This window comes from Microcoleus sp. bin48.metabat.b7b8b9.023 (assembly GCF_013299185.1).
Classification (GTDB): Bacteria; Cyanobacteriota; Cyanobacteriia; order Cyanobacteriales; family Microcoleaceae; genus Microcoleus.
The window spans coordinates 102,640-128,570 of sequence record NZ_JAAFKG010000011.1; the positions used below are offsets into that span (position 1 = coordinate 102,640).

At 45.7% G+C, this 25,931-nt stretch carries 21 protein-coding genes and 1 pseudogene; 16 read left to right on the forward strand and 6 right to left on the reverse strand.

What is annotated here, in order from left to right:
- Position 1 precedes the first annotated feature (1 nt).
- Together QZW82_RS09260 and QZW82_RS09265 are read left to right on the forward strand one after the other, a co-directional pair.
- Entirely contained in the window at positions 2 to 847 is an 846-nt protein-coding gene (locus QZW82_RS09260) for a photosystem II manganese-stabilizing polypeptide (protein WP_293147303.1), read from the forward strand.
- A 572-nt stretch (positions 848 to 1,419) separates the two neighbouring features.
- A complete protein-coding gene (locus QZW82_RS09265) occupies positions 1,420 to 2,193 on the forward strand; it encodes an RNA polymerase sigma factor SigF (RefSeq protein ID WP_293147305.1) in 774 nt (257 codons plus the stop codon).
- A gap of 229 nt (positions 2,194 to 2,422) precedes the next feature.
- Here the strand turns inward: QZW82_RS09265 and QZW82_RS09270 are convergent, their stop codons facing one another.
- Positions 2,423 to 3,589, reverse strand: coding sequence for a pyridoxal phosphate-dependent aminotransferase (locus tag QZW82_RS09270; protein ID WP_293147307.1), 1,167 nt, complete (start codon positions 3,587 to 3,589; stop codon positions 2,423 to 2,425).
- 606 nt (positions 3,590 to 4,195) lie between these two features.
- On the opposite strand from QZW82_RS09270, the gene QZW82_RS09275 reads away from it, so the two are divergent.
- The 9 genes and pseudogenes from QZW82_RS09275 to nrdJ (QZW82_RS09315) all read left to right on the forward strand — a co-directional run bounded on the left by QZW82_RS09275 (position 4,196) and on the right by nrdJ (QZW82_RS09315) (position 14,693).
- Positions 4,196 to 4,708 (forward strand): adenine phosphoribosyltransferase, encoded by a 513-nt coding sequence (locus QZW82_RS09275; protein ID WP_293147309.1) that lies wholly within the window; start codon positions 4,196 to 4,198, stop codon positions 4,706 to 4,708.
- A 189-nt stretch (positions 4,709 to 4,897) separates the two neighbouring features.
- Positions 4,898 to 5,938 (forward strand): ABC transporter permease, encoded by a 1,041-nt coding sequence (locus tag QZW82_RS09280; protein WP_293147311.1) that lies wholly within the window; start codon positions 4,898 to 4,900, stop codon positions 5,936 to 5,938.
- Positions 5,939 to 6,077: 139 nt separating this feature from the next.
- Positions 6,078 to 6,860, forward strand: a complete 783-nt coding sequence (locus QZW82_RS09285; RefSeq protein ID WP_293147313.1) for a leucine-rich repeat protein — start codon at positions 6,078 to 6,080, stop codon at positions 6,858 to 6,860.
- Positions 6,861 to 6,869: 9 nt separating this feature from the next.
- Entirely contained in the window at positions 6,870 to 7,583 is a 714-nt protein-coding gene (locus tag QZW82_RS09290; protein WP_293147374.1) for a DUF6745 domain-containing protein, read from the forward strand.
- 556 nt (positions 7,584 to 8,139) lie between these two features.
- On the forward strand, positions 8,140 to 10,353 hold the full coding sequence (locus QZW82_RS09295; protein ID WP_293147315.1) for a DUF4394 domain-containing protein: 2,214 nt from the start codon (positions 8,140 to 8,142) through the stop codon (positions 10,351 to 10,353).
- Between the two features lie 303 nt (positions 10,354 to 10,656).
- Entirely contained in the window at positions 10,657 to 10,944 is a 288-nt protein-coding gene (locus QZW82_RS09300; RefSeq protein ID WP_293147317.1) for a hypothetical protein, read from the forward strand.
- A gap of 208 nt (positions 10,945 to 11,152) precedes the next feature.
- The gene (gene nrdJ / locus QZW82_RS09305; protein WP_293147319.1) at positions 11,153 to 12,397 is read left to right on the forward strand and encodes a ribonucleoside-triphosphate reductase, adenosylcobalamin-dependent; all 1,245 of its coding nucleotides are present in this window, start codon (positions 11,153 to 11,155) and stop codon (positions 12,395 to 12,397) included.
- Positions 12,398 to 12,650: 253 nt separating this feature from the next.
- A pseudogene (locus tag QZW82_RS09310) lies at positions 12,651 to 12,875 on the forward strand (hypothetical protein); the annotation flags it as partial.
- Positions 12,876 to 12,935: 60 nt separating this feature from the next.
- Positions 12,936 to 14,693 carry a ribonucleoside-triphosphate reductase, adenosylcobalamin-dependent gene (nrdJ, locus tag QZW82_RS09315; protein ID WP_293147321.1) on the forward strand — a complete coding sequence of 586 codons (1,758 nt, stop codon included), beginning with the start codon at positions 12,936 to 12,938 and terminating at the stop codon, positions 14,691 to 14,693.
- 60 nt (positions 14,694 to 14,753) lie between these two features.
- Here the strand turns inward: nrdJ (QZW82_RS09315) and QZW82_RS09320 are convergent, their stop codons facing one another.
- Positions 14,754 to 14,972 (reverse strand): hypothetical protein, encoded by a 219-nt coding sequence (locus QZW82_RS09320; RefSeq protein ID WP_293147323.1) that lies wholly within the window; start codon positions 14,970 to 14,972, stop codon positions 14,754 to 14,756.
- Between the two features lie 161 nt (positions 14,973 to 15,133).
- Between QZW82_RS09320 and QZW82_RS09325 the strand changes: the two genes are divergently transcribed.
- The 4 genes from QZW82_RS09325 to QZW82_RS09340 are packed head-to-tail and all read left to right on the forward strand — an operon-like array spanning position 15,134 to position 18,050.
- Positions 15,134 to 15,334 carry a helix-turn-helix transcriptional regulator gene (locus tag QZW82_RS09325; protein WP_293147325.1) on the forward strand — a complete coding sequence of 67 codons (201 nt, stop codon included), beginning with the start codon at positions 15,134 to 15,136 and terminating at the stop codon, positions 15,332 to 15,334.
- Between the two features lie 30 nt (positions 15,335 to 15,364).
- A complete protein-coding gene (locus tag QZW82_RS09330) occupies positions 15,365 to 15,673 on the forward strand; it encodes a hypothetical protein (RefSeq protein WP_293147327.1) in 309 nt (102 codons plus the stop codon).
- Between the two features lie 12 nt (positions 15,674 to 15,685).
- Positions 15,686 to 16,168 carry a hypothetical protein gene (locus QZW82_RS09335; protein WP_293147329.1) on the forward strand — a complete coding sequence of 161 codons (483 nt, stop codon included), beginning with the start codon at positions 15,686 to 15,688 and terminating at the stop codon, positions 16,166 to 16,168.
- 4 nt (positions 16,169 to 16,172) lie between these two features.
- Positions 16,173 to 18,050, forward strand: coding sequence for an SUMF1/EgtB/PvdO family nonheme iron enzyme (locus QZW82_RS09340; protein ID WP_293147331.1), 1,878 nt, complete (start codon positions 16,173 to 16,175; stop codon positions 18,048 to 18,050).
- Between the two features lie 111 nt (positions 18,051 to 18,161).
- Here the strand turns inward: QZW82_RS09340 and QZW82_RS09345 are convergent, their stop codons facing one another.
- Positions 18,162 to 20,555, reverse strand: a complete 2,394-nt coding sequence (locus tag QZW82_RS09345; protein WP_293147333.1) for an ATP-binding cassette domain-containing protein — start codon at positions 20,553 to 20,555, stop codon at positions 18,162 to 18,164.
- A gap of 191 nt (positions 20,556 to 20,746) precedes the next feature.
- Between QZW82_RS09345 and QZW82_RS09350 the strand changes: the two genes are divergently transcribed.
- Positions 20,747 to 22,258, forward strand: coding sequence for a serine/threonine-protein kinase (locus tag QZW82_RS09350; RefSeq protein ID WP_293147335.1), 1,512 nt, complete (start codon positions 20,747 to 20,749; stop codon positions 22,256 to 22,258).
- Positions 22,259 to 22,527: 269 nt separating this feature from the next.
- Here QZW82_RS09350 and QZW82_RS09355 read toward each other — a convergent pair whose 3' ends face one another.
- The 3 genes from QZW82_RS09355 to QZW82_RS09365 all read right to left on the reverse strand — a co-directional run bounded on the left by QZW82_RS09355 (position 22,528) and on the right by QZW82_RS09365 (position 25,768).
- Complete coding sequence (locus QZW82_RS09355) at positions 22,528 to 24,276, reverse strand: trypsin-like peptidase domain-containing protein (protein ID WP_293147337.1); 1,749 nt, start codon at positions 24,274 to 24,276, stop codon at positions 22,528 to 22,530.
- A 111-nt stretch (positions 24,277 to 24,387) separates the two neighbouring features.
- Positions 24,388 to 25,173, reverse strand: a complete 786-nt coding sequence (locus QZW82_RS09360; protein ID WP_293147339.1) for a serine protease — start codon at positions 25,171 to 25,173, stop codon at positions 24,388 to 24,390.
- A gap of 31 nt (positions 25,174 to 25,204) precedes the next feature.
- Positions 25,205 to 25,768: a COP23 domain-containing protein gene (locus QZW82_RS09365; RefSeq protein WP_293147341.1), complete on the reverse strand. Its 564-nt coding sequence runs from the start codon at positions 25,766 to 25,768 to the stop codon at positions 25,205 to 25,207.
- Positions 25,769 to 25,931 lie beyond the last annotated feature (163 nt).

Below are 25,931 nucleotides of genomic sequence, written 5' to 3' on the forward strand. Positions count from 1 at the left end.
TATGAAATATCGTGCTTTAATTGTTGCACTTTTAGCATTTTGCATGAGTGCGCTGGTTGCTTGTTCTTCTGCTCCTACTGATACCACGGTGGCGACTACCGAGTTGCTCACCTACGACGAGATTAGAGGTACGGGATTGGCTAATAACTGCCCTAGCTTGGCAGAAACTTCTCGGGGATCGATCCCGATTGAAGCGGGCGGCACCTATAAACTGACTGGTATGTGTTTGCAGCCCACAACTTACTTTGTGAAGGAAGAAGCAGCCAACAAACGCCAAGAGGCAGAATTTGTGCCTGGTAAATTGTTGACACGGTTCACGTCGAGCATTGACCAAGTTCAAGGTACGCTCAAGGTTGGTAATGACGGTACTCTGACTTTTACAGAAGAGGACGGCTTGGACTTTCAAGCAATTACAGTTCAGTTACCGGGTGGAGAGCAAGTACCTTTCTTGTTCACCATTAAAGAGTTAGTGGCTACTTCCGATCCGGGAGTCGTTGCGCTCAATACTTCTACCGATTTCCAAGGGGAATTTAACGTTCCTTCTTACCGCAGCGCAGGCTTTTTAGACCCTAAAGGTCGCGGTGTATCGACGGGCTACGACAATGCTGTCGCGTTGCCGGCTACTGACAATTCCAAGCTGAAACGCTCTAATGTTAAGTTAGCTGACACCCGTACCAAGGCTGGCAAAATTTCTCTCCAAATTGCTAAGGTCAACAGCGCTACTGGCGAAATTGGCGGTATTTTTGAAAGCGTACAGCCTTCTGATACTGATTTGGGAGCTAGACCTGCTCTGGACGTGAAAATTCGTGGCTTGTTTTACGCTCGGATTGAGCCTTCTGTTTCGTAAAATTGTCTTTCTCGATCGATCCTCTGCGAGGGCTTCGCCAACGCACTCGAGCAGTTTTTTGTCCTAAAGCTACTGCTCGCCCTTCATTAGCCAACAGTCTTTAGAAAGATAACTGAAGACTGTTGACTAATGACTAAATTTATGATTAAAGTGTTATTGACTTGCCAGTTATTAAATTAGAATTTTTGATTAATTGAAGTATTGCGTTTAAACAAATTTGCGACTACAATATGGTGTGAAAAATAAACATCAGTAGAAATACGGATTTTGCTGAACACTTCTCGGATGACCCCGACCAAAAACTGAAGCCCTGACGCTCGCTTAGGGTCGATCGCCAAATTTTAGACCAAAGTTGAAGCTCACAAATTAATCTGTGGAGTTTTAAAATCTAAAATTTAAAATCGACTGACTCCGCCAAATCCTTGCACAGTCCCAAACTTTAACTGGTGTGTCTGCTGTCACAGCTTTTAAGTGCTAGGATTACACCACAGCAAGATTATTTTTTTTAGACTAGATTAAAAACCCGGTCTAAAGCAACATCAGTCCCCTGCTCTACCAACCCTTATGCCACCATGTCTACCACAATCCCCAACGAGCTAAAAAGCGAAAATTTGCAATTGTTGCGCGAGTACCAAAATTCTGGCTCGAACGAAGTCCGCAATCAGTTAGTTCAACTGAATATTGGACTGGTGAGAAAAGAAGTTTACCACTGGATCAATCAGTGCTCTGAAAGCTACGACGATTTGCTGCAAGTTGGGTGCATTGGGTTGATTAGGGCTATAGAGCGATTTGATATCTCGAAGGGACACGCTTTTAGTTCCTTTGCAATTCCCTACATTCGGGGCGAAATTCAACACTACTTGCGGGACAAAAGCCCTTCTGTGCGAGTTCCGCGCCACTGGTTGGCCCTGGAACGCAAATCTGTCGCAGCGATCAAGGATTTGCAGGTGCAGTTGAACCGCAAACCTACGGATGCTGAAATAGCAGCAGTGCTTGAGGTTTCTGTAGCAGAATGGCAAGAAATTAAGTTAGCGCATCTCAATCGATCGCCTTTAAGTTTAGACGCGCCGGTGCAGGATGAAGATGAGGGGGCGACTTGTCTGGGAGAATTGGTGCCCGATAGCAAATATCGGAGTTTTCAGTTGGCGCAAGAAGATCAAATTCGCGTACAGCAAGCTTTGGCGATGTTGGAACAACGGACTCGGGAGATATTGGAGTTTGTTTTTCTGTACGATTTGACGCAGAAGGAAACGGCCGAACGCTTGGGTATTAGCGCGGTGACTGTTTCTCGGCGAGTTAAGAAAGGGCTGGATTTGCTGAAGGAAATTATGACCAAACAGCTTTAGTAAGTTGACAGTTGACAGTTGGCAGTAGTCATTAGTCAGTGGTCAGTGGTCAGTTGTCAGTTACTATCAATGACCAATGACCAATGACCCATGATATCATGTCCGGTCGATTACGATAACAAAAACGGTTCGTAGTGCGGACTTCAGTCCGCAGCATTTTGCGGACTGAAGTCCGCACTACGAACGAATATTATTGCTGTTAATCGATCGGACACGATATGACAAATTTTTAGATGCTACGAACAAATTTATCGAGCCTTTCTAGGGCTTTTTTAATTGTGCCTAAATCCGTGGCATAAGACAAGCGAATGTGGTCGTCTGCACCAAAAGCAATCCCTGGAATAACTGCTACTTGATGCTGTTCTAAGAAAGCATCGCAAAATTGCAGAGAAGTCATTCCAGTTTTGCTGATATTGACAAACATATAGAAAGCACCGTCTGGTTTGATGCAGCTAATTCCAGGGATCGCCTCAAGCAATTCAAATATTACTTCACGCCGATCGGCAAAAGCTAACCGCATTTTTTCCACAGACTCTTGACTGCTTTCCAAAGCTGCGATCGCGCCGTACTGTGCAAAAGTACACACGTTTGAGGTACTGTGACCTTGAATGGTGCTGGTGGCTTTAATTAATTCGATCGGCCCGGCTAAATAACCGATCCGCCAGCCTGTCATTGAGTAACCTTTGGCAAAACCGCTGCTGATCAGGGTGCGATCGAAGATTTCTTTGCCCAGGGAACCGATGCTGACGTGTTTGGCGCCGTCATATATAATTTTTTCGTAAATCTCGTCAGAAACGACTAAAATATCTCGATCGACTATCACCTCGGCCAGCGCTTTAATTTCCGCTGGAGTGTACACCATTCCCGTCGGGTTAGAAGGCGTATTCAGCACAAATAACTTGGTTTTGGGAGTAATCGCCGCACTCAGTTGTTCCGGTGTAATTTTATATCCTGTAGAAGCATCTGTCCGTACAATTACGGGCTTACCGCTGGCGAGTTTTACCATTTCTGGATAGCTGAGCCAGTAGGGAGCCGGAATAATTACTTCATCTCCAGGCTCGATCAGAGCCATCATCAGATTGTAGAGGGAGTGCTTGCCGCCGTTGGTGACAATGATATTTTCCGGTTGATAGTTAAGATTGTTGTCCGATTGGAGTTTGCGGGCGATCGCAGCTTTTAGCTGCAATTCCCCAGCCACGGGGCCGTACTTAGTCTTCCCCGCATCCAAAGCTTGCTTTGCCGCCGCTTTAATGTGTTCTGGGGTATCAAAGTCGGGTTCTCCCGTGCTCAAACTACATACATCAATCCCTTCGGCCCTCATAGCTTTTGCCTTAGCTGCGATCGCCAAGGTTATGGAAGGAGGAACCTCACCCACTCGTGCTGCCAACTTGATCATTGGATTTTAGATATTAGATTTTTGACTTTAGATTTTAGGGCGACAAATCTTGATATTCAACCGCTTCTAACAACCTATCTAAATCTACTCATGAAGAGCTTTCACTAGAGCCAGTCCAAGTCTGCGGTGTAACTTCCTCAATGTAAAAAGTAGTGCATCACTGCTTGCTTACTGCTCGGCTTGCGCTCAACAATAAGCTTGACCACAATTCCCCCGACGCGAGTTTGCGACTTTGAGGTAAAAATATTCAATTGTAGTTAATGATTCATTCGTGCCAGGTGTTTGTTCGGTGATCACACCAACTAAGCCGGGAGCAACTCGCATGAATCAAGCGCAATTGAATTATACAGCTATTGTCACCAGTTTTCAAATTCTGGGTAAATGAGTAGATTTAGCTAGAAATAAACAGATTTCTTGAAACAGATGTTAACCCTGTTGCTATGAAATTATGACATTTGCCCAGGTAGTACGTACACTATCTAGTAATTAAACAATATAAATTCAAAAAGCTACTACTTTTAATTTTAATTTTTTAGTTTTTATGTTTTGCGTTATCATTGTACCATTTTTGATGCCTCGTTACCCTCAACGTCGATCTGCAAGCTTATGGATCTCAAATCTCTGATTCGCGACATTCCTGATTTCCCCAAGCCGGGAATTATGTTTCGAGACATTACAACTTTGCTCTGCAACCCGCAAGGACTGAGCTACACTATTGACAGTTTAGCTGAAAAATGCTCTGAAATGTCTGCTGACTATGTGGTGGGCATGGAATCGCGGGGCTTTATTTTTGGCACGCCTTTGGCTTATAAAATGGGAGTGGGCTTTATTCCTGTCCGCAAACCGGGAAAACTGCCTGGAGAAGTTCTTTTTGCTGAGTACGAGTTGGAGTACGGTGTCGATCGACTGGAGATGCACCGAGATGCCATGAAACCCGGCAGCCGGGTGCTGGTGGTGGACGATTTAATCGCCACTGGCGGAACAGCGGCCGCGACGGCTAATTTGTTGCAGCAAGCGGGATGCGAGCTTGTCGGTTTTGCTTTTGTCATCGAATTGCAGGCTTTGGGCGGGAGGCAGAAATTGCCGGATGTGCCGATCGTCTCGCTAGTTGAATATTAGGTAGTTGAGTGTTAACTGTTAACTGTTGACTGTTGACAAATAATATCCTTTCAGTTTGCATCGGAATCATTCATCTCTCTCCGATATTTCTCTGCGCTCTCTGCGCTCTCTGCGGTTAAATCATTCCGATGCAACTGGAATTAATATCATTCACAAATCTAAAACCTAAAATCTAAAATCTAAAATAGTATGACTTCTATTAAATCTAATCGAAACTGGCGAATGTTGAATTCTTTATTTGGCAGCGAGACATTTACTTATGTTGTCAAACGACTGTTGCAGGCACTTTTAACCCTATTCTTAGCATCGGCTCTGTGTTTTGCAATTATTGAACTCGCACCAGGAAATTACTTAGATACTTTGAGTCAAAATCCGAAAATTTCGCCGGAAACACTCAAACAACTCGAACAGCAATTCGGCTTAGATAAACCAGCGATTGTGCAGTATGGGCTGTGGCTGAAACAAATTCTGACACAGGGGAATTTTGGCACGAGCTTTGTGTATCAGCGATCCGTAGCGTCGCTGCTGTGGGAAAGAGTACCGGCGACGTTGTTAATGGCGATCGCATCTTTGATTGTAACTTGGGCGATCGCACTTCCTTTGGGAATTGTCGCGGCCGTTAATCAAAATAAGACAGTCGATCGCATTTTGCAAGTAGTCAGCTACACAGGACAAGGATTTCCCAGCTTTATTACAGCTTTGTTGCTGCTATTTTTCGCACAGAATACTTCGCCTCTGTTTCCCGTCGGAGGAATGACAAGTATTGACCATGCAGACTTACCTTGGTGGGGTCAAATCCTCGATTATTGCTGGCACTTAATTTTGCCAACAGTCGCCCTCAGCGTCACAGGTTTTGCTGGCTTGCAAAGATTGATGCGCGGACAATTGTTAGACGTGCTGCGTCAAGATTATATCCGCACAGCACGCGCTAAAGGTTTGCCGGACAATCGAGTAATTTACATTCACGCTCTGCGGAATGCGATTAATCCGTTGGTGACGTTATTAGGTTTTGAGTTTGCTAGTTTGTTGAGCGGTGCGTTTATTGCGGAATTTTTCTTTAATTGGCCTGGTTTGGGTAAGCTGACTTTGGAAGCCGTGAACAATCAAGACTTGTATTTGGTAATGGCGAGTTTGATGATGGGTGCTACGATGTTGATTGTTGGTAATTTGTTTGCAGATTTGCTGCTCAAGGCGGTCGATCCGAGGATTAAGCTGGAAGATTTGAAATAAATAGACTTAATTGAGTAACAGAAGGTATGGAATGGCGATCGGTAATAGTCAACAGTTAACGGTATTCCCATGCCCCCTTCCCGATGCCCCATTCCCCATCTTGGAGTGTTTTATGTCAGAATAACAACCAAACGAACCAATGAGTTTTAGTCACTTTGCCGACTGGTGCAGGCATATTGACAGTCTTTCAGAAGAGGCAAGGCACACAGTTAAAGTGTTGTTAAAAAAGGCTAGCACTCATGATGCTGAAGTAGCTGAGCGGATACTTTCAAGCATGACAGAACTGGATCTCAGCAGTAATCGAATTCGTGACATCAGCTCCCTAGGCTCGCTTACCAATCTGACAATACTGGATCTCAGCAGTAATCGAATTAGCGACATCAACTCTCTCTGCTTGCTCACCAATCTCACTACACTAAATCTCAGCAGTAATCGAATTAGCGACATCAGCTCCCTAGGCTCGCTCACCAATCTGACAACACTGGATCTGTATCACAATCAAATTACCGAAATCAGCTCCCTCGACTCGCTCACCAATCTGACAACACTAACTCTCGGCGCCAATCAAATTACCGAAATCAGCTCCCTAGGCTCGCTCACTAATCTAACAAGACTAACTCTTTACCACAATCAAATTACCGATATCAGCTCCCTAGGCTCGCTCACCAATCTGACAACACTGTATCTCTGCGGTAATCGAATTATCGACATCAGCTCTCTCGGCTCGCTGACTAATCTGATCGCACTGACTCTCAAGCGCAATCAAATTACCGAAATCAGCTCCCTCGGCTCGCTCACCAATCTGACAACACTGTATCTGGACAGGAATGAAATTATCGAGATCAGCGCGTTGCGCTCGCTCACCAATCTGACCACACTGCATCTCAACGGTAAAATTACCGACATCAGCTCTCTTGGCTAGCTCACCAATCTGACAAAACTGGATCTGGGTTGCAATCGCAGCATTACCGACATCAGCTTTCTGGGTTTGCTCACCAATCTGACAACACTGGATCTTGACGAGAATCGAATTACCGACATCAGCTCCCTCGGCTCGCTCATCAATCTGACAAAACTGATTATCGACCACAATCGAATTACCGATATCAGCGCGTTGCGCGAGTTGGTCAATCTCAAGCAACTTTTAGAGGAATGCGGCTCGATAATTCCTTTTGAAAAAATCTGTTATGCGTGCGATCGCCCCCGCCACCTACGCTTTGACAGTGAAAACCGCTTGCACGCTGAAGCAGAACCTGCGATCGAGTTTGCGGATGGATGGAATTTTTACTATTATCACGGTGTCAGATTGCCGGAACAATACGGTCAAGTGCATCCCAATTTGTGGAAGGCAGAATGGATTTTATCTGAAGACAATGCCGAAGTTCGGCGAGTTTTAATTGAAGCAATTGGTTACGATCGCATTTGTCAAGAGTTGGCAGCACAACAAATAGATAGTTGGCAGAAATATGAATTATTAAAAATAGATAATGCCGATGTCGAACCGATTTGTTTGTTAAAAATGACTTGTCCGAGTACGGGATTTATTCACGCTTTGAGAGTGCCGCCAGAAGTGCGATCGGCTAGGGAGGCAATTCGCTGGGTAAATGGAGGTATCGATCCAGAGGAATTTTCCATGCAAACTTAATCTATAACAAGTCTAAATCATTCATGAAGATTTGTAGGGGTAGTGGATGGTGCGTGCCTACCCCGAGCTGGACAACTGGGGTATTGCCCCTGCCTTTTATTATGCCAAATCCCCACATATAATCGACTTTATACCGATCGATAGTTATCCCTATACACAAAAAAAAATTACCTTCAGAGACTTTAAGATTAAAATTGAAAATTAATTTCTGACTGTACAGATCCAAAATTAGAGATTCAGCGTATATCACTAATGAACGCAGTACAAGATTTCATAAGTTCACAGCGCTAAAAACTTAAGCTTGGCGGCTTACAGTTGCGTTGTACTTGTCATGACCATACTGCAAACTATCAAATAAGCTGTTCTGCATTTAAACTGTATGTCAAGAAATAATCCAAGTCTTGTGGGATGGGCTTCTAGCCCGTCCCGAATATGCAATTTAAATGCACGACAGCTTAACGCGCTTTTATAGCCTAAAAAATTTCGGTAATATTAGCGCATACTGTGAATTTGCGATTTTTTGTACTGAAAATCCCGCTGCTTTTAGGCACTGGGAATGTCAAATTTAGATGTGCAATATATCATGGCAGAAATTAGAGGTACTATAGAAGCTGACTCGCTTTCAGGCACTCCTGAAGACGATGTTATTTTTGGTTTGATGGGCAATGACATAATTGCTGGAAATTTGGGAATTGACAGTATTTTTGGCGGCAAAGATAGCGATTCAATTGATGGCAATTCTGGCAGAGATTCTCTGTTTGGCGACTTAGGTAGCGATACTGTTAATGGCGGTGAAGATAATGATTTTGTATTTGGCGGCAGAGGCAGTGATGTTATTTCTGGTAATGCGGGTAACGATGTATTGTCGGGCGATCGCGATACTGATATTTTAGCAGGAGGAGATGGTGCGGATGTATTTGTTTTGAGTCGCTATGCTGTTGGCGATCCTTTCCGTACCAGCGGCGGTGTTAATTTGGGAAATGCTGATGCGATCGCAGATTTTGCTAACGGTACAGATTTAATCGGTTTGGCGGGCGGACTCGCTTTTGCTGACTTGAATATTCTGGACGCTGGAAACGATACTGTGATTCAAGATCGGGTAACAGGAGAATTTCTGGCTAGCCTTAGAGGTGTGAATCGAAGCGCGATCGACCAAACAGATTTCACTACTAATATTAGCAGCATTGTTCCCAATCCTCCGCCTCCACCGCTAACAACGGCTTATGCTTTAACTCCGGATAATCGGATTGTCGGTTTTAGCCTTGCTAATCCGGGAAGTGTCATCTCAGATTTGCCGGTGACTGGGTTGCAAGCGGGAGAAAGTTTGCTGGGAATTGATTACCGGCCCGCTAATGGCGTACTTTACGGTTTAGGTAATAGCAATCGCTTGTACACAATTAATCCAAAAACCGGAGAAGCCAGTCAAGTTGGTAGCGGACAATTTGCTGTTGGGTTGACTCCGGGGGCTGTGGGTTTTGATTTCAATCCGACAGTCGATCGCATTCGATTTGTCAATCAAGCGGGTCAAAACGGTCGCCTCAATCCAGATACCGGGGCAATTGTCGATGCTGATACGCTAACGGGAGGAATTCAACTCGATCGCAATTTAGCTTATGCCACGGGCGATGGCAATTCGGGAAATCCTCCTGCGGGTGTGGGGGCTGCTTACGTGAATAACTTTGCGGGTGCAACTTCGACAACTTTGTTTGTCATTGACAGCAATGCGGATGTTTTGGTGAAACAAGATCCGCCGAATAATGGAGTCTTAAATACGATCGGATCTTTGGGAGTTGATGCAACTAGCATTCTCGGTTTTGATATTAAAAGTATTGGCGGCCGCGAAGTTGCGGTAGCTGCATTAGAAGTTGGCGGAATTTCCGGCTTGTACAATATTAATTTAAGCACGGGTCAAGCTTCTTTTGCTGGTAGAATTGCCGACGGAAGACAGATTAACGGTTTGGCTTTGCCTTTGCCTACAGCTTACGCTTTAACTGTCAGAAATGGCACGGAAACAATTATCGGTTTTAACGAAGCGGCACCGCGCGCTTTACTCAGCGATGCTGCAATTACCGGATTACAACCGGGAGAAAGTTTGCTGGGAATTGATTTTCGCCCTGCTAACGGTTTGCTTTACGGTTTGGGTTCTAGCAATCGATTGTACGCGATCGATCCGGTGACTGGGGCTGCAAGTCAAGTCGGTAGCGGGCAATTCGCCGTACAGCTAACTCCGGGCGCTGTGGGTTTTGATTTCAATCCGACAGTCGATCGCATTCGGTTTGTCAATCAAGCGGGACAAAACGGCAGGATTAACCCGGATACCGGGGCAATTGTCGATGCTGACACGCTGACGGGGGGAATTCAACTCGATCGCAATTTAGTGTATGCCACGGGCGATTCCCTTCGGGATAGCTTCGCTTCACGTAATTCGGGAAATCCTCCTGCGGGTGTAGGGGCTGCGTATGTGAATAATTTTGCAGGGGCGACTTCGACAACTTTGTTTGTCATTGACAGCAATGCGGATGTTTTGGTAAGGCAAGATCCGCCAAATAATGGAGTGTTGAATACGATCGGATCTTTGGGGATTGATGCTTCTAACGTCCTCGGCTTTGATATCAGGAGTGTCGGCGGTAACGAGACAGCTTTGGCTGCGATCGATGTTGGCGGAGTTTCGAGCCTGTACAATATTAATCTGACGACCGGTCGGGCTTCTATCCTCGGTCAAATTGGTGACGGGCGATCGATTAAAGGTTTGGCGCTAACCTTGATTTAGATGCTATTGCCCTTGACAGTTGACAGTTACTCTCTCGATGATTCGGCGTTTGAAATCGCGACTACAGAAACTTTCGTCCGCCTGCACGGACTCAAGAATCAAGGAAGCATTAAATCAAGATATCGTAGCCGTTACTAAACACGAACTGCTTAGCCATCCGTTCGATATTTCTTAGTCCCTCTCTGTTGGGACTTTGTTTTTATAGAAGCGGTTTCAACCGCCGCTCGATCGATATGAATCCATCGAGGTGATAATACATGGATTTGGTATGATATTACATCTGCACTCAAAACTATTAATAAGATGCTATCCCAAGTTTTTTACTTGCTGCGTTCCCGTGCTGACGGCAAATATCTTTCGGCCAATCCTAATCCAGATTCGGCGGTGAGTTACCTGCTGATGTTTCGCGAAGACTATGATGCTTTGAGCTATCTCAACGCTCACGCGGCCGATGTTGCCGATCGATTTGGGGTAGAATCGATTTCTGGTTCTCAGGTGAAAACGCTGCTTCAGCGTTGGGGATTCAACGGTGTGGGGGTTGTTCAAGACCCGCTGTTACCGAATATTGAGTTTTTATTGACAAAGAATTGACAATTGACAAGATTTGCGCTTCACCCGTTTTCTAGCAGAAATCGGGTTTTTTGCTGAAGTTTTGAGGCGATCGCCCGATCGACCTTCCCGAGTCCGAAGCCCCATATTTAGTGCAAATTGTGAAATTTGTCAAGGTTTTACCCTAAATCTGAATCCTGTTGTATATTCATAGTCTGTTGATTTATTCCGACACGTCAGTACACAACCTATGGTTCGAGAATTAGAGCGATCGAGTGCCCGCGAGAAACGCAACCTGTCCGATTTTCCCGAAACAGCACCCGCAGCCAATCCAGTATTTTTCAGGACATACAGCCGCCGTACCGAGACAGGGCGGGAGACTTGGGCCGAAGTGTGCGATCGAACCGTCAAGGGCCTCCAAAAGCTCGGAAACCTCACCCCCGAAGAAACAGAACTCCTATACCGGATGCAAAACGAGCTCAAAACCCTCGCTTCCGGGCGCTGGCTGTGGGTGGGCGGTAGCCAATGGATTGAGCAACCAGAGAATTTTTCCGGCGCATATAATTGTTCCTCAACAAATATTCTCGACTGGCGCGCCTTTGGCTTGCTGATGGATTTGGCGATGATGGGCTGCGGCACCGGTGCAGTTTTGGAACCCAAATACATCAACCAATTGCCACCAATTAGCAACCGCTTAACCGTGACAATGCAAGGCGAAATCGGCTCTACACCCGCCCAGTCGCGCCGTCAAGAAACCGAAGTAAAAATATCAGAAAAAACCGCAACTATTTATGTCGGAGACTCCCGTCAAGGTTGGGTAAAATCCTATCAAGCTTTGCTGGAATTATCCACAAATGAAAGATTTGCAGGAGAAGTTCAAGTTCACATCGATTTGAGCGATGTTCGCCCGGTGGGAGAGCCTTTAAAAGGTTTTGGCGGAGTCGCAAATCCAGTCAAATTGCCCGACCTTTATCAGCGTTGCTCGGTCATTTTGAATAAAGCTTTAGGGCGGCAGTTAAATTCAGTTGAATGCTGCGTATTGATAGATGAAGCTGCGGTGACAATTGTGGCCGGCAATATTCGTCGCTCCGCCGGAATTCGTCAGTTTGATTCTGGTGATGAACTAGGTGCAAATGCCAAAGAAAATCTATGGCAACAAGATGACAATGGCAACTGGAAAATAGATCCAGAACGGGATGCTTTGAGAATGGCAAATCACTCTCGTGTTTTCCATTATAAACCAACACTGGAAGAATGTATTGAGGCTGTTAGAAAACAGTATTATTCTGGTGAAGGCGCGATTCAATGGGCTGGTGAAGCTGTAGCTAGAGCTAACGTTGACTTACTTTCAACACCGAGTCTTAAAATTGAGTTCTTGAAAGCTTACGGAGAAGGAAAAGCTAAACATTGGTTGCAGGAACGCTATCCTGATATGACTGCGGAAGAATTAGAGCATCGGTCAGTCCGTTTGGGCTTAAACCCGTGTGGTAAGTAATTTTGCCTCACGTTAAAAACTTCGCAAAATCGGAGAAGACTGAGATGTTAATTCCGAGGTAAGTAAGGGAATTAAAAATCCTTTACCACCGTAGAGCGTACCAGGTGAACCTTCTTAATTGAAGAACATAATCCTGGCAAGAGTGCGGGGCATTTACAATTAGAGTAAATGAAAAAGTACGCCGAGCTACAGATAATATGGAATCTGTAGAACTAGAGGATAAAAAGCCTTTAGGATAACAACACTGGAAATCATCGGCTCTAATTTTCACTGTGTCAGTGGGGAAACTCTGTTAATTACGAAAGACGGACTGCATAAAATAAAGGATGTTGTTGGAAGTGAAATCGAAATTTGGAATGGTCAAAGATGGAGTTCCGTCACACCATTTCAGACAGCGAGCGATACCAAGGTTGGACGACGCAAACTTTATCGTGTAAAGTTTGCTGATGGAACCTATCTGGATGCCACAGAATATCATCGTTTCTTTGTCAAGGATCGCTTTGGTAAAGTTTACCAAGAAGTTCAAACCAAAGACTTGATGGATACAAGTCGATATAGCATTCATACTGAACCTTTTACAATTCAGTATGAGGATGGCATGAATATCGATGCAAGTTATGCTTACACTTTGGGTGTGGCTGTAGGAGATGGAACTACAGACCAAAATGACAATGCCAAAGTTCGACTTTACGAAGGCAAAATGGCATTGTCAGTAGCAGGAAATAAGTCTCCTGAAAGAAACTATGACTATTTACCTGCTTTTACAGATGTAACTAACTTGAGTTTTTCTGGAGAATTCCTGAAAAGTTTGAAAGTTAACCCAGAAGCACTAAATGTAATTGCAAGCTGGAATCGGCAAGCAATCTTACATTTTATTGCTGGATTAGCCGATACGGATGGATCGAATACCAATAGTAATGGTATCAGAATTTATATCTCCGATCGCGAGCGGGCTTTCAGAGTTCAGTTACTTTTGACCAAATGTGGTATTAGCTCATCGCTAAATCTTTGTGCTCATCAAGGGGCAGTTACTAATTACGGCGTCAGAAGTCAGGATTTGTACTACTTGCAAATTACTGACTGCGGTGAAATTCCTTGTCAGCGGTTAGATGTGAGCAAAGGAACGAAGGCTAAAGGCAAAGGTAAATGGCAAGTTGTCACAAGTGTCGAAGAATTACCAGGATTGCACGATACTTACTGCTTCAATGAACCAGAGTTTCATAAGGGAGTTTTCGGCAATACCCTAACTGGAAACTGTAATCTTTCTGAGGTTCACCTCAATCAAATCGACCCTTACAACTTCAAAGAACAAGAGGAAGCTTTCACCGCCGCAGGTTTATCTGTCGCCGTACTTCTCAATCACAAATTTAGCGAACCTCGCTACCAATACAGCCGCGAATTAGACCCGATTGTCGGCGTATCTTTCACGGGATTGTTCGATTTCTTCGTTCATGCTTTTGGCGTTGAGTGGTTGCGCTGGTGGGTGGAAGGCCGCCCGGAAACTCCCCAGGGAATTGCGTTTAAACAGCGGGAAGAAGAGTATTTGACTGGTTGGCGGGAGATTGTGAATCGCGTAGTATGGGATTATTGCGATCGCCATTCTTTAAAACGCCCCAATCGCTGCACTACCGTCCAACCATCCGGTACCAAATCTCTACTGACAGGTGCTTCCCCCGGCTGGCATCCCCCGAAATCGCAGCGTTTCATTCGCCGAATCACTTTCGGGAAAAACGACCCTGTAGCCCTCGCCTGCATCGACTACGGATACAACGTAATTCCGTCCCAATCTGACAAAGATGAAAACGGCAATTTGCTCAACAATCCCTTCGACGAACGCTGTACGGAATGGCTGGTAGAAATACCCGTGGCTGTCAGTTGGGCTGACTTGCCCGGTGCCGATGAAATCGACATCAACAAATTCTCAGCCGCGGCACAAATGGACTTTTATATGCAAGTGCAAAAGTTCTACGTGCGGCACAACACCAGCGCGACGATTGAGTTGCGGGAAAATGAAGTTGAAAGTTTGGGAACGCGGATTTACGAAGCCATTCGCGACGATGAAGGCTACATTTCCGCCGCACTTTTAGCTCGATTTGATGCCCTGGAAACTTTCCCGCGTTTGCCTTTTGAACCAATTGAAAAGCAAACTTATGAGACGATGTTGAAAGACGTTTTAGTGCGCCGTCAAATAGATGTTTTTCAGGTAGCACTGAGTCGTTATGACTTGGGTGAAATGATGGACTCGGGGCCCGCGGGCTGCGATTCTGACAAGTGTTTGATGCCTGAGACTAAGTAGATTTAGCAAGGACTTAAATATGAGAAATCCCCTGGTTTTGGGGATTTCTTTTTTTGAGAATTAGCGATCGAATGTTCTGTAGCAAGTCTCAGGTTGCTGGGACTCTAGCAAGTCGGGGTTAAATATCACCACGAATTTCGCGCCTGGAACCAAGCGACCGAGAATCTCTAGATGACCGTCCGCATCGGATCGAGTGCGGAACTGACCAACTGTCAACCGCTGCATTTTGGGAAGCAAACGAACCATAACCCAAGGATAAAGTCGTTCTTTGTAAGGCATAATTAACTTGTCTCCATACGTATGGGAGCCAGAGCCAGTGCTGATAGGTTGGTAGCCCGGATGCACTGGCTTTCTGACGAACGTGATGTTCTCATCTCATACTACGGACAAATTTTGGTTAAGTCAAGTTAACCATAGGAATTTTAAAATCGGTACAGTGAATGAGTAGTGTGGGGGAAAAACTCAAACAGCGACGCCAATCGCTGTCTTTGACGCAGCAGCAAGTTGCTGATGAATTGGGCGTGACAGTAACCACTGTGAAAAATTGGGAAGCAGGTAGACATATTCCAAAACTCTATCTCGAACAGACGAAAGCATTGTGTGACCTCTTGAAGCTTTCCTTAGAGGATTTGGTAGATTAAATATTTTTCAAATTTGTAACTAATAGCAAGATGATTAGAGGTGCAATTCCCGATGATATTCCAACTAATTTACAAGAGCAAATACTGCTGCAAGACGCTAAGGCTCAACCTGCCATCATGATTCAAGGGGGTTCCAGCAAACCGCTAGGAGATGCTCCCAGATTGGTCGCCAACTATGGCGGTCAGCCTGAAGATTGGTATAAAATGGCTAGTAACCAAAGCGCGATTATCGAGGGGGCTGTCGTTGAAATCCATTGGTATAGAAATGTCCGCACCCTCCAAAATGTGGAGTACAAAATCAAACGTACATATCCCAAAATAGCACCTAAAAACCAGTGAGGTTAATATAATATGAAAATTTGCTGCATTGCCAACAGAGGGGCTGAACTACCGGAAAATTACCTAGATCCACCGTTAGACATCACCACAGAAACTGAATTTAAACTGATAGTAGGTAAAGAGTATATTGTCTATGCTATCTCGGAATGGCAAGGAAATTTATCGTACTATATTTGCGATGAACGCTATACTTATTATCCGATACACAATCCAGCCCCGTTATTTGAGATAGTCGATGCCAGATATTCTCGGTACTGGCAAGTGCAATTAGCAACTAACGGTTTGTTAGAGATTGCTTTTGAACATTGGTTCTCCATACCTAATTTTTACGATCAACTAACTGACGGGGAAGCAGAAGCAGTTTTGATTTTTGATAAAATAAAAGAACTCATGGACGCTGAAGCTGCAATTCCTCAACCGCAACCTTTCTCCGTCGAGGAATTGCTCGCGATGCCGACCTTGCAACCCGACAAACTCGCAAAAGTACCTGGTTGAAATTATGTCTGACAATCAAAATGAACCTAGAGAATACGATGCAGTCCTCGGCGGACAAAATTCAATTCCGGTCAACGCTGCGGTACTCGGAGGCATCGCCGGCGTTAAAAGCCGATTGGCCTCGCCTGCGATCGAAGTTAGAATCGCCGCACTCTCCGAAGCGCCCAAATATGGGGAAGCAGGCTTAGATTTGATACTTGGAGCATTGCAGGATAAGTCAATACAGGTGAAATCTGCTGCTTTTTTATTGCTGAAAGATCGGGATGAGGAGAAGATAAAACAAGGTTTACAAAACTATTTTCCTATCTTTGAATTTGATGTCATCACAGTCGATGCGGATGGACAAGAAAACAGTCGTCGTAAGTCATTTGCTCGCTTTTTTCCGGAAGATTTAGGTAACGGAATTGTATTGGAAATGGTTTACATTCCCGGTGGCACATTTATGATGGGTTCCCCCAACGACGAAGCAGGACGAGATGATGACGAAAGCCCGCAGCATCAAGTCACAGTACCAGCTTTTTTTGCAGGGAAATACCCCATCACTCAAGCACAGTGGGAAGCCGTCATGGGAAACAACCCATCGTACTTGAAAGGTGAAAAACTTCCTGTTGAATGTGTATCCTGGTATGATGCTGTCGAATTTTGTGAGAAACTGTCGGAAACAACTGGGAAAACATATCGCTTACTGAGTGAAGCGGAATGGGAATACGCCTGTCGTGCGGGTACAACAACCCCATTTCATTTTGGCGAAACGATTACCCCGGAATTAGTCAACTACATAACCGAATCAAACGAACCCACAGATGTGGGGAGTTTTCCCCCCAATGCTTTTGGGTTGTACGATATGCACGGGAATGTTGAGGAATGGTGCAGCGATAAATGGCTTGACAATTATGATGGTGCACCGACTGACGGAAGTTCTTGGGAATCAGGAAACAATTGTCGGATGTTGCGCGGTGGTTCGTGGGCCAACGATCCGACGAATTGCCGATCGGCTGTTCGTAGCTGCGAACAGCCGATCTATGGCGAGAGATTCAACGGTTTTCGGGTTGCGTGTGTTGCTGTACAACCACCAACACCAAATAAAATCATAGCTGACGAAAAACTAAGTCCAGCAGAGACCTTTCAATTCCAAGTCATCACACTCTACCAATGGGGAAGGATCGTCAAAACAGAACAGCGACAAGCCGAATACTTTAGTGAAAATCTAGGGCACGGTGTCAGCTTAGAAATGGTAAAGATTCCCGGCGGCACATTTACGATGGGCCCCCCTGACATCTACAGAGTTAGTGGCGATCGAATTCCGCAGTATCGAGTCACAGTACCGACATTTTATGCAGGTAAATACGCCATCACCCAAGAACAGTGGGAAGCAGTTATGAGAAACAACCCATCGTGCTTTAAAGGTGAAAAACGTCCTGTAGAAAATGTATCCTGGTATGATGCTGTCAAATTTTGTGAGAAACTGTCGCAAACAACTAGGAAAACATATCGCTTACTGAGTGAAGCCGAATGGGAATACGCCTGCCGTGCGGGTACAACAACGCAATTCCATTTTGGGGAAACCTTTGACTTAGACTTACTCAACTATGACACACACTACTCCATAGATGTGGGAAGTTGTCCCCCCAATGCTTTTGGATTGTACGATATGCACGGGAATGTTGAGGAATGGTGCAGCGATCGATGGCATGACAATTATGATGGTGCACCGACTGACGGAAGTTCTTGGGAAACGGGAACAAACAACGATCGGCTGACGCGCGGCGGTTCGTGTTACAGTAGTTCTCCCGATCTCTGTGAATCGGCGTTTCGTGACCACAGTGCGCCGAACGATGTTTACTGTGCCCGCGGTTTTCGGGTTGCGTGTATGGCTGCGTGAACTTCCTAGCACTTTACACTTTTGTCCTTTTGCCCTTGGCGATTGGAAATCGCTTCACCTCAAACAAAGTCCCAGCAGAGAGGGACTAAGAAAATATAACCATATTCTGCGTTATTTGAAAATATCTTTCCGCTTCTGCAATAGCAAAGTTACGGTCAAATAAACTGCTGCGTGCAAGCCTAAAATTCCCCAATTCAAGGCTAGGTTTTGCCATGTTGGTTCGTAAACTGCACTCTTCTCGAATAACTGCGGTAGGATTGTTCGATCGGGTAATTCGATCGGCTTTGGCACCATCGCGTTCACGTTAACCAAGCTACCGTAAGCCCCCACAGACCAGCGGCTGACTGTCAACCACGAGATATACTGACCGATTTTCTCGATTTTAAACAAACTTCCCAGACTGAAGAGGACTCCCGAAAAAATAATCTGCGGCACTAACAGCAAAGGCAAAGCGCTGTTGGCCTGACTGCCATTCTTCACAAATGCCGATACCATCAATCCCAAACTCATGCTGGCCAACAGGGTTAAAAATACTGTAATTCCCAAACCCAGCGGCCAAGCGATTATATCCGGTGACGGCTGTTTAAAACCAATTAAAATTACTGCTGTCATTAGCACTGCTTGCAGCAATGCCAATCCTCCCAACACCAGAAACTTGGAACCGACATAGGGCAGTAAACCTAAATTAACCAATCTTTCTCGCTGGTAAACGGCTGATTCTTTGACGATTTCTTGCAGAGAACTTGACAAACCTACCCAAATAGCTGCCGATGTAAATACAAACAAAATTCGCAAAGCTAAAAAAGCCAGCGCTGGATCGTCTGCTGTTCCGGTAACTAGCGGTTCTATATCTTTGATTCCGGCTAGCAAAATCGGGCAAACAGCAGCAGTTAACAGCCCTAAACCAACGTTAACTGGGTCGCGTAAAGTTAGCTTGAAATAGCGCTCTGCAAGGATAAACAGTTGTTTGATTGGGGAAACTTTCGCGGGTTGGGGAAGTTTGACGGGAGGTGCTTGTTTTTGCGGTGCTTTTGGACTTAAGGGCGCGGTTATGTACCGCTGGTAATAGGCGGAATTGCGATAGGTATTCGCCCATTCTTTGATGACTTTTTCGCCGATTTCTAATTCGTTATAAATATTGGCAAAGTCTGCTTGATTGACTCCAAAGAAATTGGCAGCATCTGCGGGCGGGCCGAAGTAGCAAAGGTAGCCGTTGCGGCCGAGAAAAACTAGCCGATCGCACAAATTGACATTTGCCGTTGCGTGCGTCACCAAAACCACCGTCCGACCTTTGTCTGCCAAATTCCGCAGCAGTTCCATCATCTTTTTATCCAGCCCGGGATCTAGTCCAGAAGTTGGTTCGTCCAAGAAAAACAACTTCGGATCTGCCAGCAATTCAACGCCGATGCTAACCCGCTTTCTCTGCCCGCCGCTGAGGTCTTTGACAAAGGTTTTTCGCTTGTCCAACATCTCAATATCGGTCAGAGTTTTTGTCAAAACTTGCTCGACATCGACATCCGGTGGCAAGCGCAATTTAATTGCGTAGGTTAGGGCTTCTGTAACTGTTAATTCGCCGTGGACTATATCATCCTGCGGCACGTAACCGATTAAAGAACTGTAGCATTCAAAGTTTTTTCGCAATTCGTCGCCATTGACGTAAACTATACCGCGATCTGTGGTTTCAATTCCCAGCAAGGTTCGCATTAATGTGGATTTGCCCGCGCCGCTTCCTCCGACTAATGCCACTAACTGTCCGGGTTCAATTACTAAAGAAATATCGTTGACAAAAGGTCGGTTTAAGTTAATTGCTTCTAAGCCGATCGCGTTTCCTGGATCGATAACTGTTAATTCTTCGTTTTGATAAATTAGCAGAAAAGGGCCGATGCGAATTTTGGCGCCTTCGGTTAAAACGGCTGTTTTTTTGATGCGTTGGCCGTTAATAAATACGCCGTTGGCGCTGGTGTCTGTGAGAACGTAGTCTCCGCGTTTGTTGGCGTCGATCGTACAGTGGGTGCGGGAGACGATCGGCGAATTTAACTCTAGCGTAGAAGTGCGATCGCGCCCCAAGACGACCGATCGATTTCGCAGAGACACAGACTCCCGCGAACCCAAAACGGCCAGCGCCGGACTTCCGGGATTGAAATAACTCACCCGCACCGGATTTCTCAAATCCGTACCAATCCGCAACTCGATTCCGTGTCGCAAAACGCAGCCTTGAGTCGGAGTTACAGGAGTTTCAGTCGGAAGCACAAATAACCCGCCACTGCTGGGTTTTAGGCCGTCGCCGTCATAGATGCGGTAGTCGTCCCCTTCTTGGCGCAAAATCGCTTGACATCTCGACAGCTTCTCCCAATCTTTGGGAACCAGCAAGTCAGCTTGTTGGGGATTTCGTCCCAGTACGTGTTCAGTCTTGGTCAATTCCAAGCGTACCACTTCGCCTTGATAGTCGATTTCTAAATAGGGGCTGGCGATTAAGTTTGTTTTCTTATGGGTTTGACCTGTCATAGGATTTTAGATTTTAGATTTTAGATTGTGCGAGAATTCTGTATTCAAAACATGAGTAATGTTATACCATGTTTAATAATCAATGCTAACAAGCACCTCACTAATCCCAAGCTATTTGCCAAATCAGATAGCTATCATTAAGCTGCTTTGGCACTTCTATACTATTTTTACCAAACTAATTTCTCCCAACCATGAGCTACTGCATTAATCCCAACTGCCGCCATCCAGAAAATCCTCAAACTATCAATTTTTGCCAAACTTGCGGATCTGAGTTGCTAATCAACGCACGCTATCGGGTAATTACTGTTTTGGGACAAGGAGGATTTGGTAAAACTTTTGCAGTCAGAGACAGAGACGGTACTCAGAAAGTGTTGAAAGTTCTGATGAACAACGATACTCTAGGTGTCGAACTTTTTCAGAGAGAAGCGAACGTTTTGCAGCGGCTGAAGCATCCGGGACTCCCAACAGTTGAATCTGAGGGCTATTTTACTTTTAGAGTTAAGGGTAGCGATAAACCTTTGCACTGTCTGGTGATGGAGAAAATTGAAGGTAAAAATTTGCAGCAGTGGCTAGAAGCTCAGAACTACCAACCTATTTCCTCGGAACTAGCTATTGACTGGTTGACACAACTGACGGAAATCTTGAATCTCGTTCACAATCAAAATTATTTTCACCGGGATATTAAGCCACAAAATGTCATGTGCCGGTCGAATGGAAAATTAGTATTAATTGATTTTGGGGCGGTGCGGGAAGTTACAGAAACTATTCAGAGAGCAACTGGAGAAGTAACTCGCATTTCTTCGATGGGTTACACTCCCGAAGAACAGAAAAAGGGCAAGGCTGAGCCGCGTTCTGATTTTTTTGCTTTGGGGCGGACTTTTACGTATTTGCTGACGGCTCAAGAACCGAGAAATTTGCAGGAAGATCCGCGATCGGGTAAATTGATTTGGCGGAATGTGGCGACTCAAACATCGAAGCCGCTAGCAGATTTGATTGATGATTTGATGGCTTATTTTCCGAAAGACAGGCCGAAGGATACTCAAGTTCTTTTGCAGCGACTTGGTAAAATGGTCGTGAAGCGAAGCTATCCCGTAGGGAATCGCCCGCCATCGCCATCTCCCGATCGCAGAAGTCCTAGATTTGCTTTGGGATGGAAGCCGGCTTTAATGGGACTCGGAGTTGCTGGGGCGATCGCCATTTCCGCCTTCGCAATCCAACATTTCTCTAAAACTCAAGTAGAAAATTTATTAAGTTATCAAAGTTCGGCCCATCAGTTTAAAATCAAATACCCTGAAAAGTGGGAAAAACAAGAGTTGCAAAATCCAGTAATTAACGATGTGGTTGTATTCATCGCCCCCAAAAAGAACACGGCTGATGCTTATCAAGAACAAATTACTGTCAGTATAGAAGATTTGCCAAAACCGATGTCTCTCGATGAATACAATGAATCGTCTCTCAAGCAAATTAAAACAAATTTTACTGATGTTAAAATTTTAGAAGAAAATCCTAAAACCATTGCCAATCATCGAGGTTATACAGTTGTTTTTGATGATAAAGACGGACAAACCAATACAAAAAAAATGCAAACTTGGACTTTGATGAATAATAAAGCTTACGTGATTACTTACACTGCGGAGAAATCAGAGTATTCGGAATATTTGAAAACGGCTGAAAATATGATGAATTCCTTTGAGATAAACTAATTCAGTTTGTAGTAAGGACTTTAGTCCAATTGTTTGTAGTAAGGACTTTAGTCCTGATTTTTTCATAGGAGAAAGGACTGAAGTCCTCACTACGAACCTGGAAAGGACTGAAGTCCTCACTACGAACCTGGAAAGGACTGAAGTCCTTACTACGAACTTGGAAAGGACTGAAGTCCTTACTACGAACTTGGAAAGGACTGAAGTCCTTACTACGAACTTGGAAAGGACTGAAGTCCTTACTACGAACTTGGAAAGGAGTGAAGTCCTCACTACGAACCGGCTTGATTTTGCCACTTTTTCCCGAAATCTGTCAGCGTTTCCTTGGGAATTTGCTGCTGCAACCATTCTAAAGCTCGATTTTGGTGCGGGTGAAGGCCGGCGCGATCGTACACTTTGCAAACATCGACCAAATTAATCGGCCTGTTACCGAGTCTTGCTATCAATTGAGTGCGCCACTCTTCAGCAAATTTCTGCATGGTGGGCGCGGGAATCCTGCCCTGCAACCACTCTAAAGCTCTCTCTTGGTGAGGACTTTGACCGCTGAGGTCGTAAGTATTGCAAACATTAACTAAACTCAAAAACCCGATCGGCCCTGCGGCTCTAGTTTGAGGTGGATTTACTCTGGCTGCGGGAGTAGGTGCTGGCCTTGTCGCAGGTGCTGGCCTTGTCGCAGGTGCAGGCCTTGTCGCAGGTGCAGGCTGGGTTACTACGTTTTGCTGCGGCAGACTGCTGGCAGTCTTGCGTTGAGTACCCACACCGCAAACTAAATTATTTCTGCCGTAAGTCGGATCGGAGGGGCGAACATTGATTGGTGTGGTGGCTTCGCAGACAATGGAGACAGTTGCCGGATTCTTTAAATTGGCGTTTTCTTCCAAGAAAATTGCTCCGACATAAGCTTTCATATCCGCAGACTTGGGTATTGCGTAGTGAAAGGCGCCTCTGGTAGTGGTGCGAATTGCAAAGTTGTAATCCTGTGGCAATAAAATACTAAAGGTTTTGGCGATCGACCCCACAGAATTGAGAAAATCGTGGTTGCGAACCACATAGGTTTGCTGGCCGCGCACCATCGCACTAATTGCCGACTCCGCAGGTGATAGCGCTTCCCTAGCTGCGATGCGTTCCGGTTCTGGTGCTGGTGCTTCCGCCTGTGGTGCAGGGGCTGGTGCTGGTGCGGGGGCTGGTGCTGGTGCGGGGGCTGGTACTGGCGCTGGCGCTGGTGCTGGTACGGGGGCTGGGGCTGGTGCGGGTGCTGGTGCAGGTGCTGGTGCGGGGGCTGGTACGGGGGCTGGTACGGGTGCTGGTGCGGGGGCTGGTACGGGTGGATTCTGGGCTGAGGTCGATCGGGCGTCGCCCCTTATTTGGTTCCGCCTCGCCAGAAATATCTCAAAAGGAACGCCGTAATTCTCTACAGCCTGTTGAAGCCGCACGTCAGCTTTACCGTGAGTTGCTACCACACGGCCGTTGCTGTCGAGAACCGGGCCGCCACTCATACCGGGGAGAGATGCGCCGTCGTAGGATAGTTCGTAACCTTCACGAGAACCGGGTGCTCTACCGTTGACGTTGACAGGGTAAAAGCGGTAGCCGCGTTTGGTATCAAATTGTCCGGGACTGGGATAGCCTGCTACATAAACTGTTGACCCAGGCTGCAAATTTGCAGAGGTCGCAGTTTGAGCGACTCCATAGTTATTTTTGCTTTGGAACTGCAACACTGCTAAATCTGTTCCCGGCACGTTTATGGCTTCGTAGATTTTGTAACGCATACCGTCGCCAGTTTGAATAAAGCATTCACCAGTAGTTGCTACGACGTGATTGGCAGTAAGGACTGTATAATTTTCACCTTGACGCTCAATGATCGAGCCCGATCCCTGACAGTCGCCAGCGATCATTACCGTAAATTTTTTAGCAATTTCCCCGATTTCGGTTCGTTCTAGTGCTGGTGCTGGCAGAATTTGCACTGAGACGACGATCGCCACCGCCCCTACCAATGTTGTTGGAATTCTGCTATAAAATTTTGTCATAGTCCAATTATTTAGTTTAGTTTCAGGAATATTAGGGCGGGTTTGTATATATTTTCGATCGCTCAAATCGCCACCAAGCCAAAGCACGAAATATCCCGCACTCAATCGCGCCTATTTTTTCACAGAATTGGTTGTCATTTCCAGCCCTGAAGGTGCTAGCTGCTTAAAAGTGTCGATCGGAATTCCCCAACTGTACTTACTCATCTGCTCTCGCAGCGCTGCATTCGGTTCAGTGCCATCTTTATACTGGTATGGGTCTCCCCACAGCGGGTAAGCGTGGACGCCGTTAACCCCCACCACCTCGCCGCGAACATTCAGCAGCGGCCCGCCGCTCATCCCTTTTTCAATCTCATTGGTGTAACCAATTTGATAGCCACCTTCCAAAGCTTTATCTAACACTCGCCAAACTTTGCCAGTTTTGAACACAAATCCTCTGTCTTTTTGACCTTCTTCTGTCAAAGGAAACCCACCTGCAAATACTGCATCCTGAACTTTTGGTACGGCACCCGGCTTAGCAGTGGTATATTCAACGCTGCTAGTAAAGCGCAACAACGCCAAATCATTGCCTTTAAAATTAGCGTCTTTGACAAAGATTGCAGGGTAAATTTTATTATCTGGGGTTTGGATTTGGTAGGGAGCCTTGCCGGCTTTGAGGACGTGTTCGTTTGTCAGTACGGTGTACTGCGAACCCTGCTTGCGAATGGCGATTCCCGTTCCGGCAACTTGTCCAGACGATCGCACCCTAACAGCGATCGACTCAGCGTGTTGCTGCAATTGCTGTTGCGACATTTCGACTGGCATCTGTTTTAAGAAATTTTTGGCACGCGGAAGTTGTGCAGGCAAAATCATTGAGATGCCACTGATACAAGTTGCCAAGATTAGTGAACGCCAATCCATGTTTGTTTAGCTCGCAGTTTCTTTGCTACTTTTACCACAAACGCTCGTTGTCTGGTAGTTCGTTTTCAAACCATTGATTGAGATTGACGTTAGCAAACCCATTTTCGTATGTTACCAGTTGCTTTTCCCCACTCAGGTAAAGCGGCTGCTTGGAGGCGCGGTTGCGGGTGTTAAGCATTTCTTCGAGAATCTGGTTGGCATTGTTGGGCCGGGGTACTGTCAGCACTATTGCTTCAGCACTCGAACAGTTCCCGCTACCTCTGACTCTATCGACGCACAATACTTGTTGACCATTGAAAGTCCCCGCTCTCATGAATCTGAGTTGACCGTTATCGTTAAACCGTTGAAATCTAGCCGATACGTCTTCGCAGCGCCGTTTGGGAGTCCAACCTGAACCGGAAAAAGCTTCATTGTTCCAAACTATCAGCGGTACGGGGCCTTTAGCGGCCGTGCGGACGATTGTTGCTGGTTTGCCTTCGCTAATCCCGCAGAAAAATTGATTTCTGGTTTGAGCTTGGCTCGGCTGCGAAAAAACACCCGATGTACCTAGAACGATCGCTGCCGCGGCGAGTTTGCCAAATAAAGGTTGTCTCATTAGAGTAGCCTATATAGTTTTAATGATTGGAATTTTTTTTACGTTCTCTCCCGTTAAACTCGATCGAGTTCACAGGAGACCCCTTGCCGCACATAGTTTTTAAATTTTGCGACCATTAACATTTTACTTTACATTATCAAGTAATATTAGTCAATCTGCGTCC

Coding starts and splice junctions, on each gene's coding strand:
- QZW82_RS09260 (WP_293147303.1), top strand. CDS start 2: ATGAAATATCGTGCTTTAATTGTTGCACTTTTAGCATTTTGCATGAGT.
- QZW82_RS09265 (WP_293147305.1), top strand. CDS start 1,420: ATGTCTACCACAATCCCCAACGAGCTAAAAAGCGAAAATTTGCAATTG.
- QZW82_RS09270 (WP_293147307.1), bottom strand. CDS start 3,589: ATGATCAAGTTGGCAGCACGAGTGGGTGAGGTTCCTCCTTCCATAACC.
- QZW82_RS09275 (WP_293147309.1), top strand. CDS start 4,196: ATGGATCTCAAATCTCTGATTCGCGACATTCCTGATTTCCCCAAGCCG.
- QZW82_RS09280 (WP_293147311.1), top strand. CDS start 4,898: ATGACTTCTATTAAATCTAATCGAAACTGGCGAATGTTGAATTCTTTA.
- QZW82_RS09285 (WP_293147313.1), top strand. CDS start 6,078: ATGAGTTTTAGTCACTTTGCCGACTGGTGCAGGCATATTGACAGTCTT.
- QZW82_RS09295 (WP_293147315.1), top strand. CDS start 8,140: ATGTCAAATTTAGATGTGCAATATATCATGGCAGAAATTAGAGGTACT.
- QZW82_RS09300 (WP_293147317.1), top strand. CDS start 10,657: ATGCTATCCCAAGTTTTTTACTTGCTGCGTTCCCGTGCTGACGGCAAA.
- nrdJ (WP_293147319.1), top strand. CDS start 11,153: ATGGTTCGAGAATTAGAGCGATCGAGTGCCCGCGAGAAACGCAACCTG.
- nrdJ (WP_293147321.1), top strand. CDS start 12,936: ATGGATACAAGTCGATATAGCATTCATACTGAACCTTTTACAATTCAG.
- QZW82_RS09320 (WP_293147323.1), bottom strand. CDS start 14,972: ATGCCTTACAAAGAACGACTTTATCCTTGGGTTATGGTTCGTTTGCTT.
- QZW82_RS09325 (WP_293147325.1), top strand. CDS start 15,134: ATGAGTAGTGTGGGGGAAAAACTCAAACAGCGACGCCAATCGCTGTCT.
- QZW82_RS09330 (WP_293147327.1), top strand. CDS start 15,365: ATGATTAGAGGTGCAATTCCCGATGATATTCCAACTAATTTACAAGAG.
- QZW82_RS09335 (WP_293147329.1), top strand. CDS start 15,686: ATGAAAATTTGCTGCATTGCCAACAGAGGGGCTGAACTACCGGAAAAT.
- QZW82_RS09340 (WP_293147331.1), top strand. CDS start 16,173: ATGTCTGACAATCAAAATGAACCTAGAGAATACGATGCAGTCCTCGGC.
- QZW82_RS09345 (WP_293147333.1), bottom strand. CDS start 20,555: ATGACAGGTCAAACCCATAAGAAAACAAACTTAATCGCCAGCCCCTAT.
- QZW82_RS09350 (WP_293147335.1), top strand. CDS start 20,747: ATGAGCTACTGCATTAATCCCAACTGCCGCCATCCAGAAAATCCTCAA.
- QZW82_RS09355 (WP_293147337.1), bottom strand. CDS start 24,276: ATGACAAAATTTTATAGCAGAATTCCAACAACATTGGTAGGGGCGGTG.
- QZW82_RS09360 (WP_293147339.1), bottom strand. CDS start 25,173: ATGGATTGGCGTTCACTAATCTTGGCAACTTGTATCAGTGGCATCTCA.
- QZW82_RS09365 (WP_293147341.1), bottom strand. CDS start 25,768: ATGAGACAACCTTTATTTGGCAAACTCGCCGCGGCAGCGATCGTTCTA.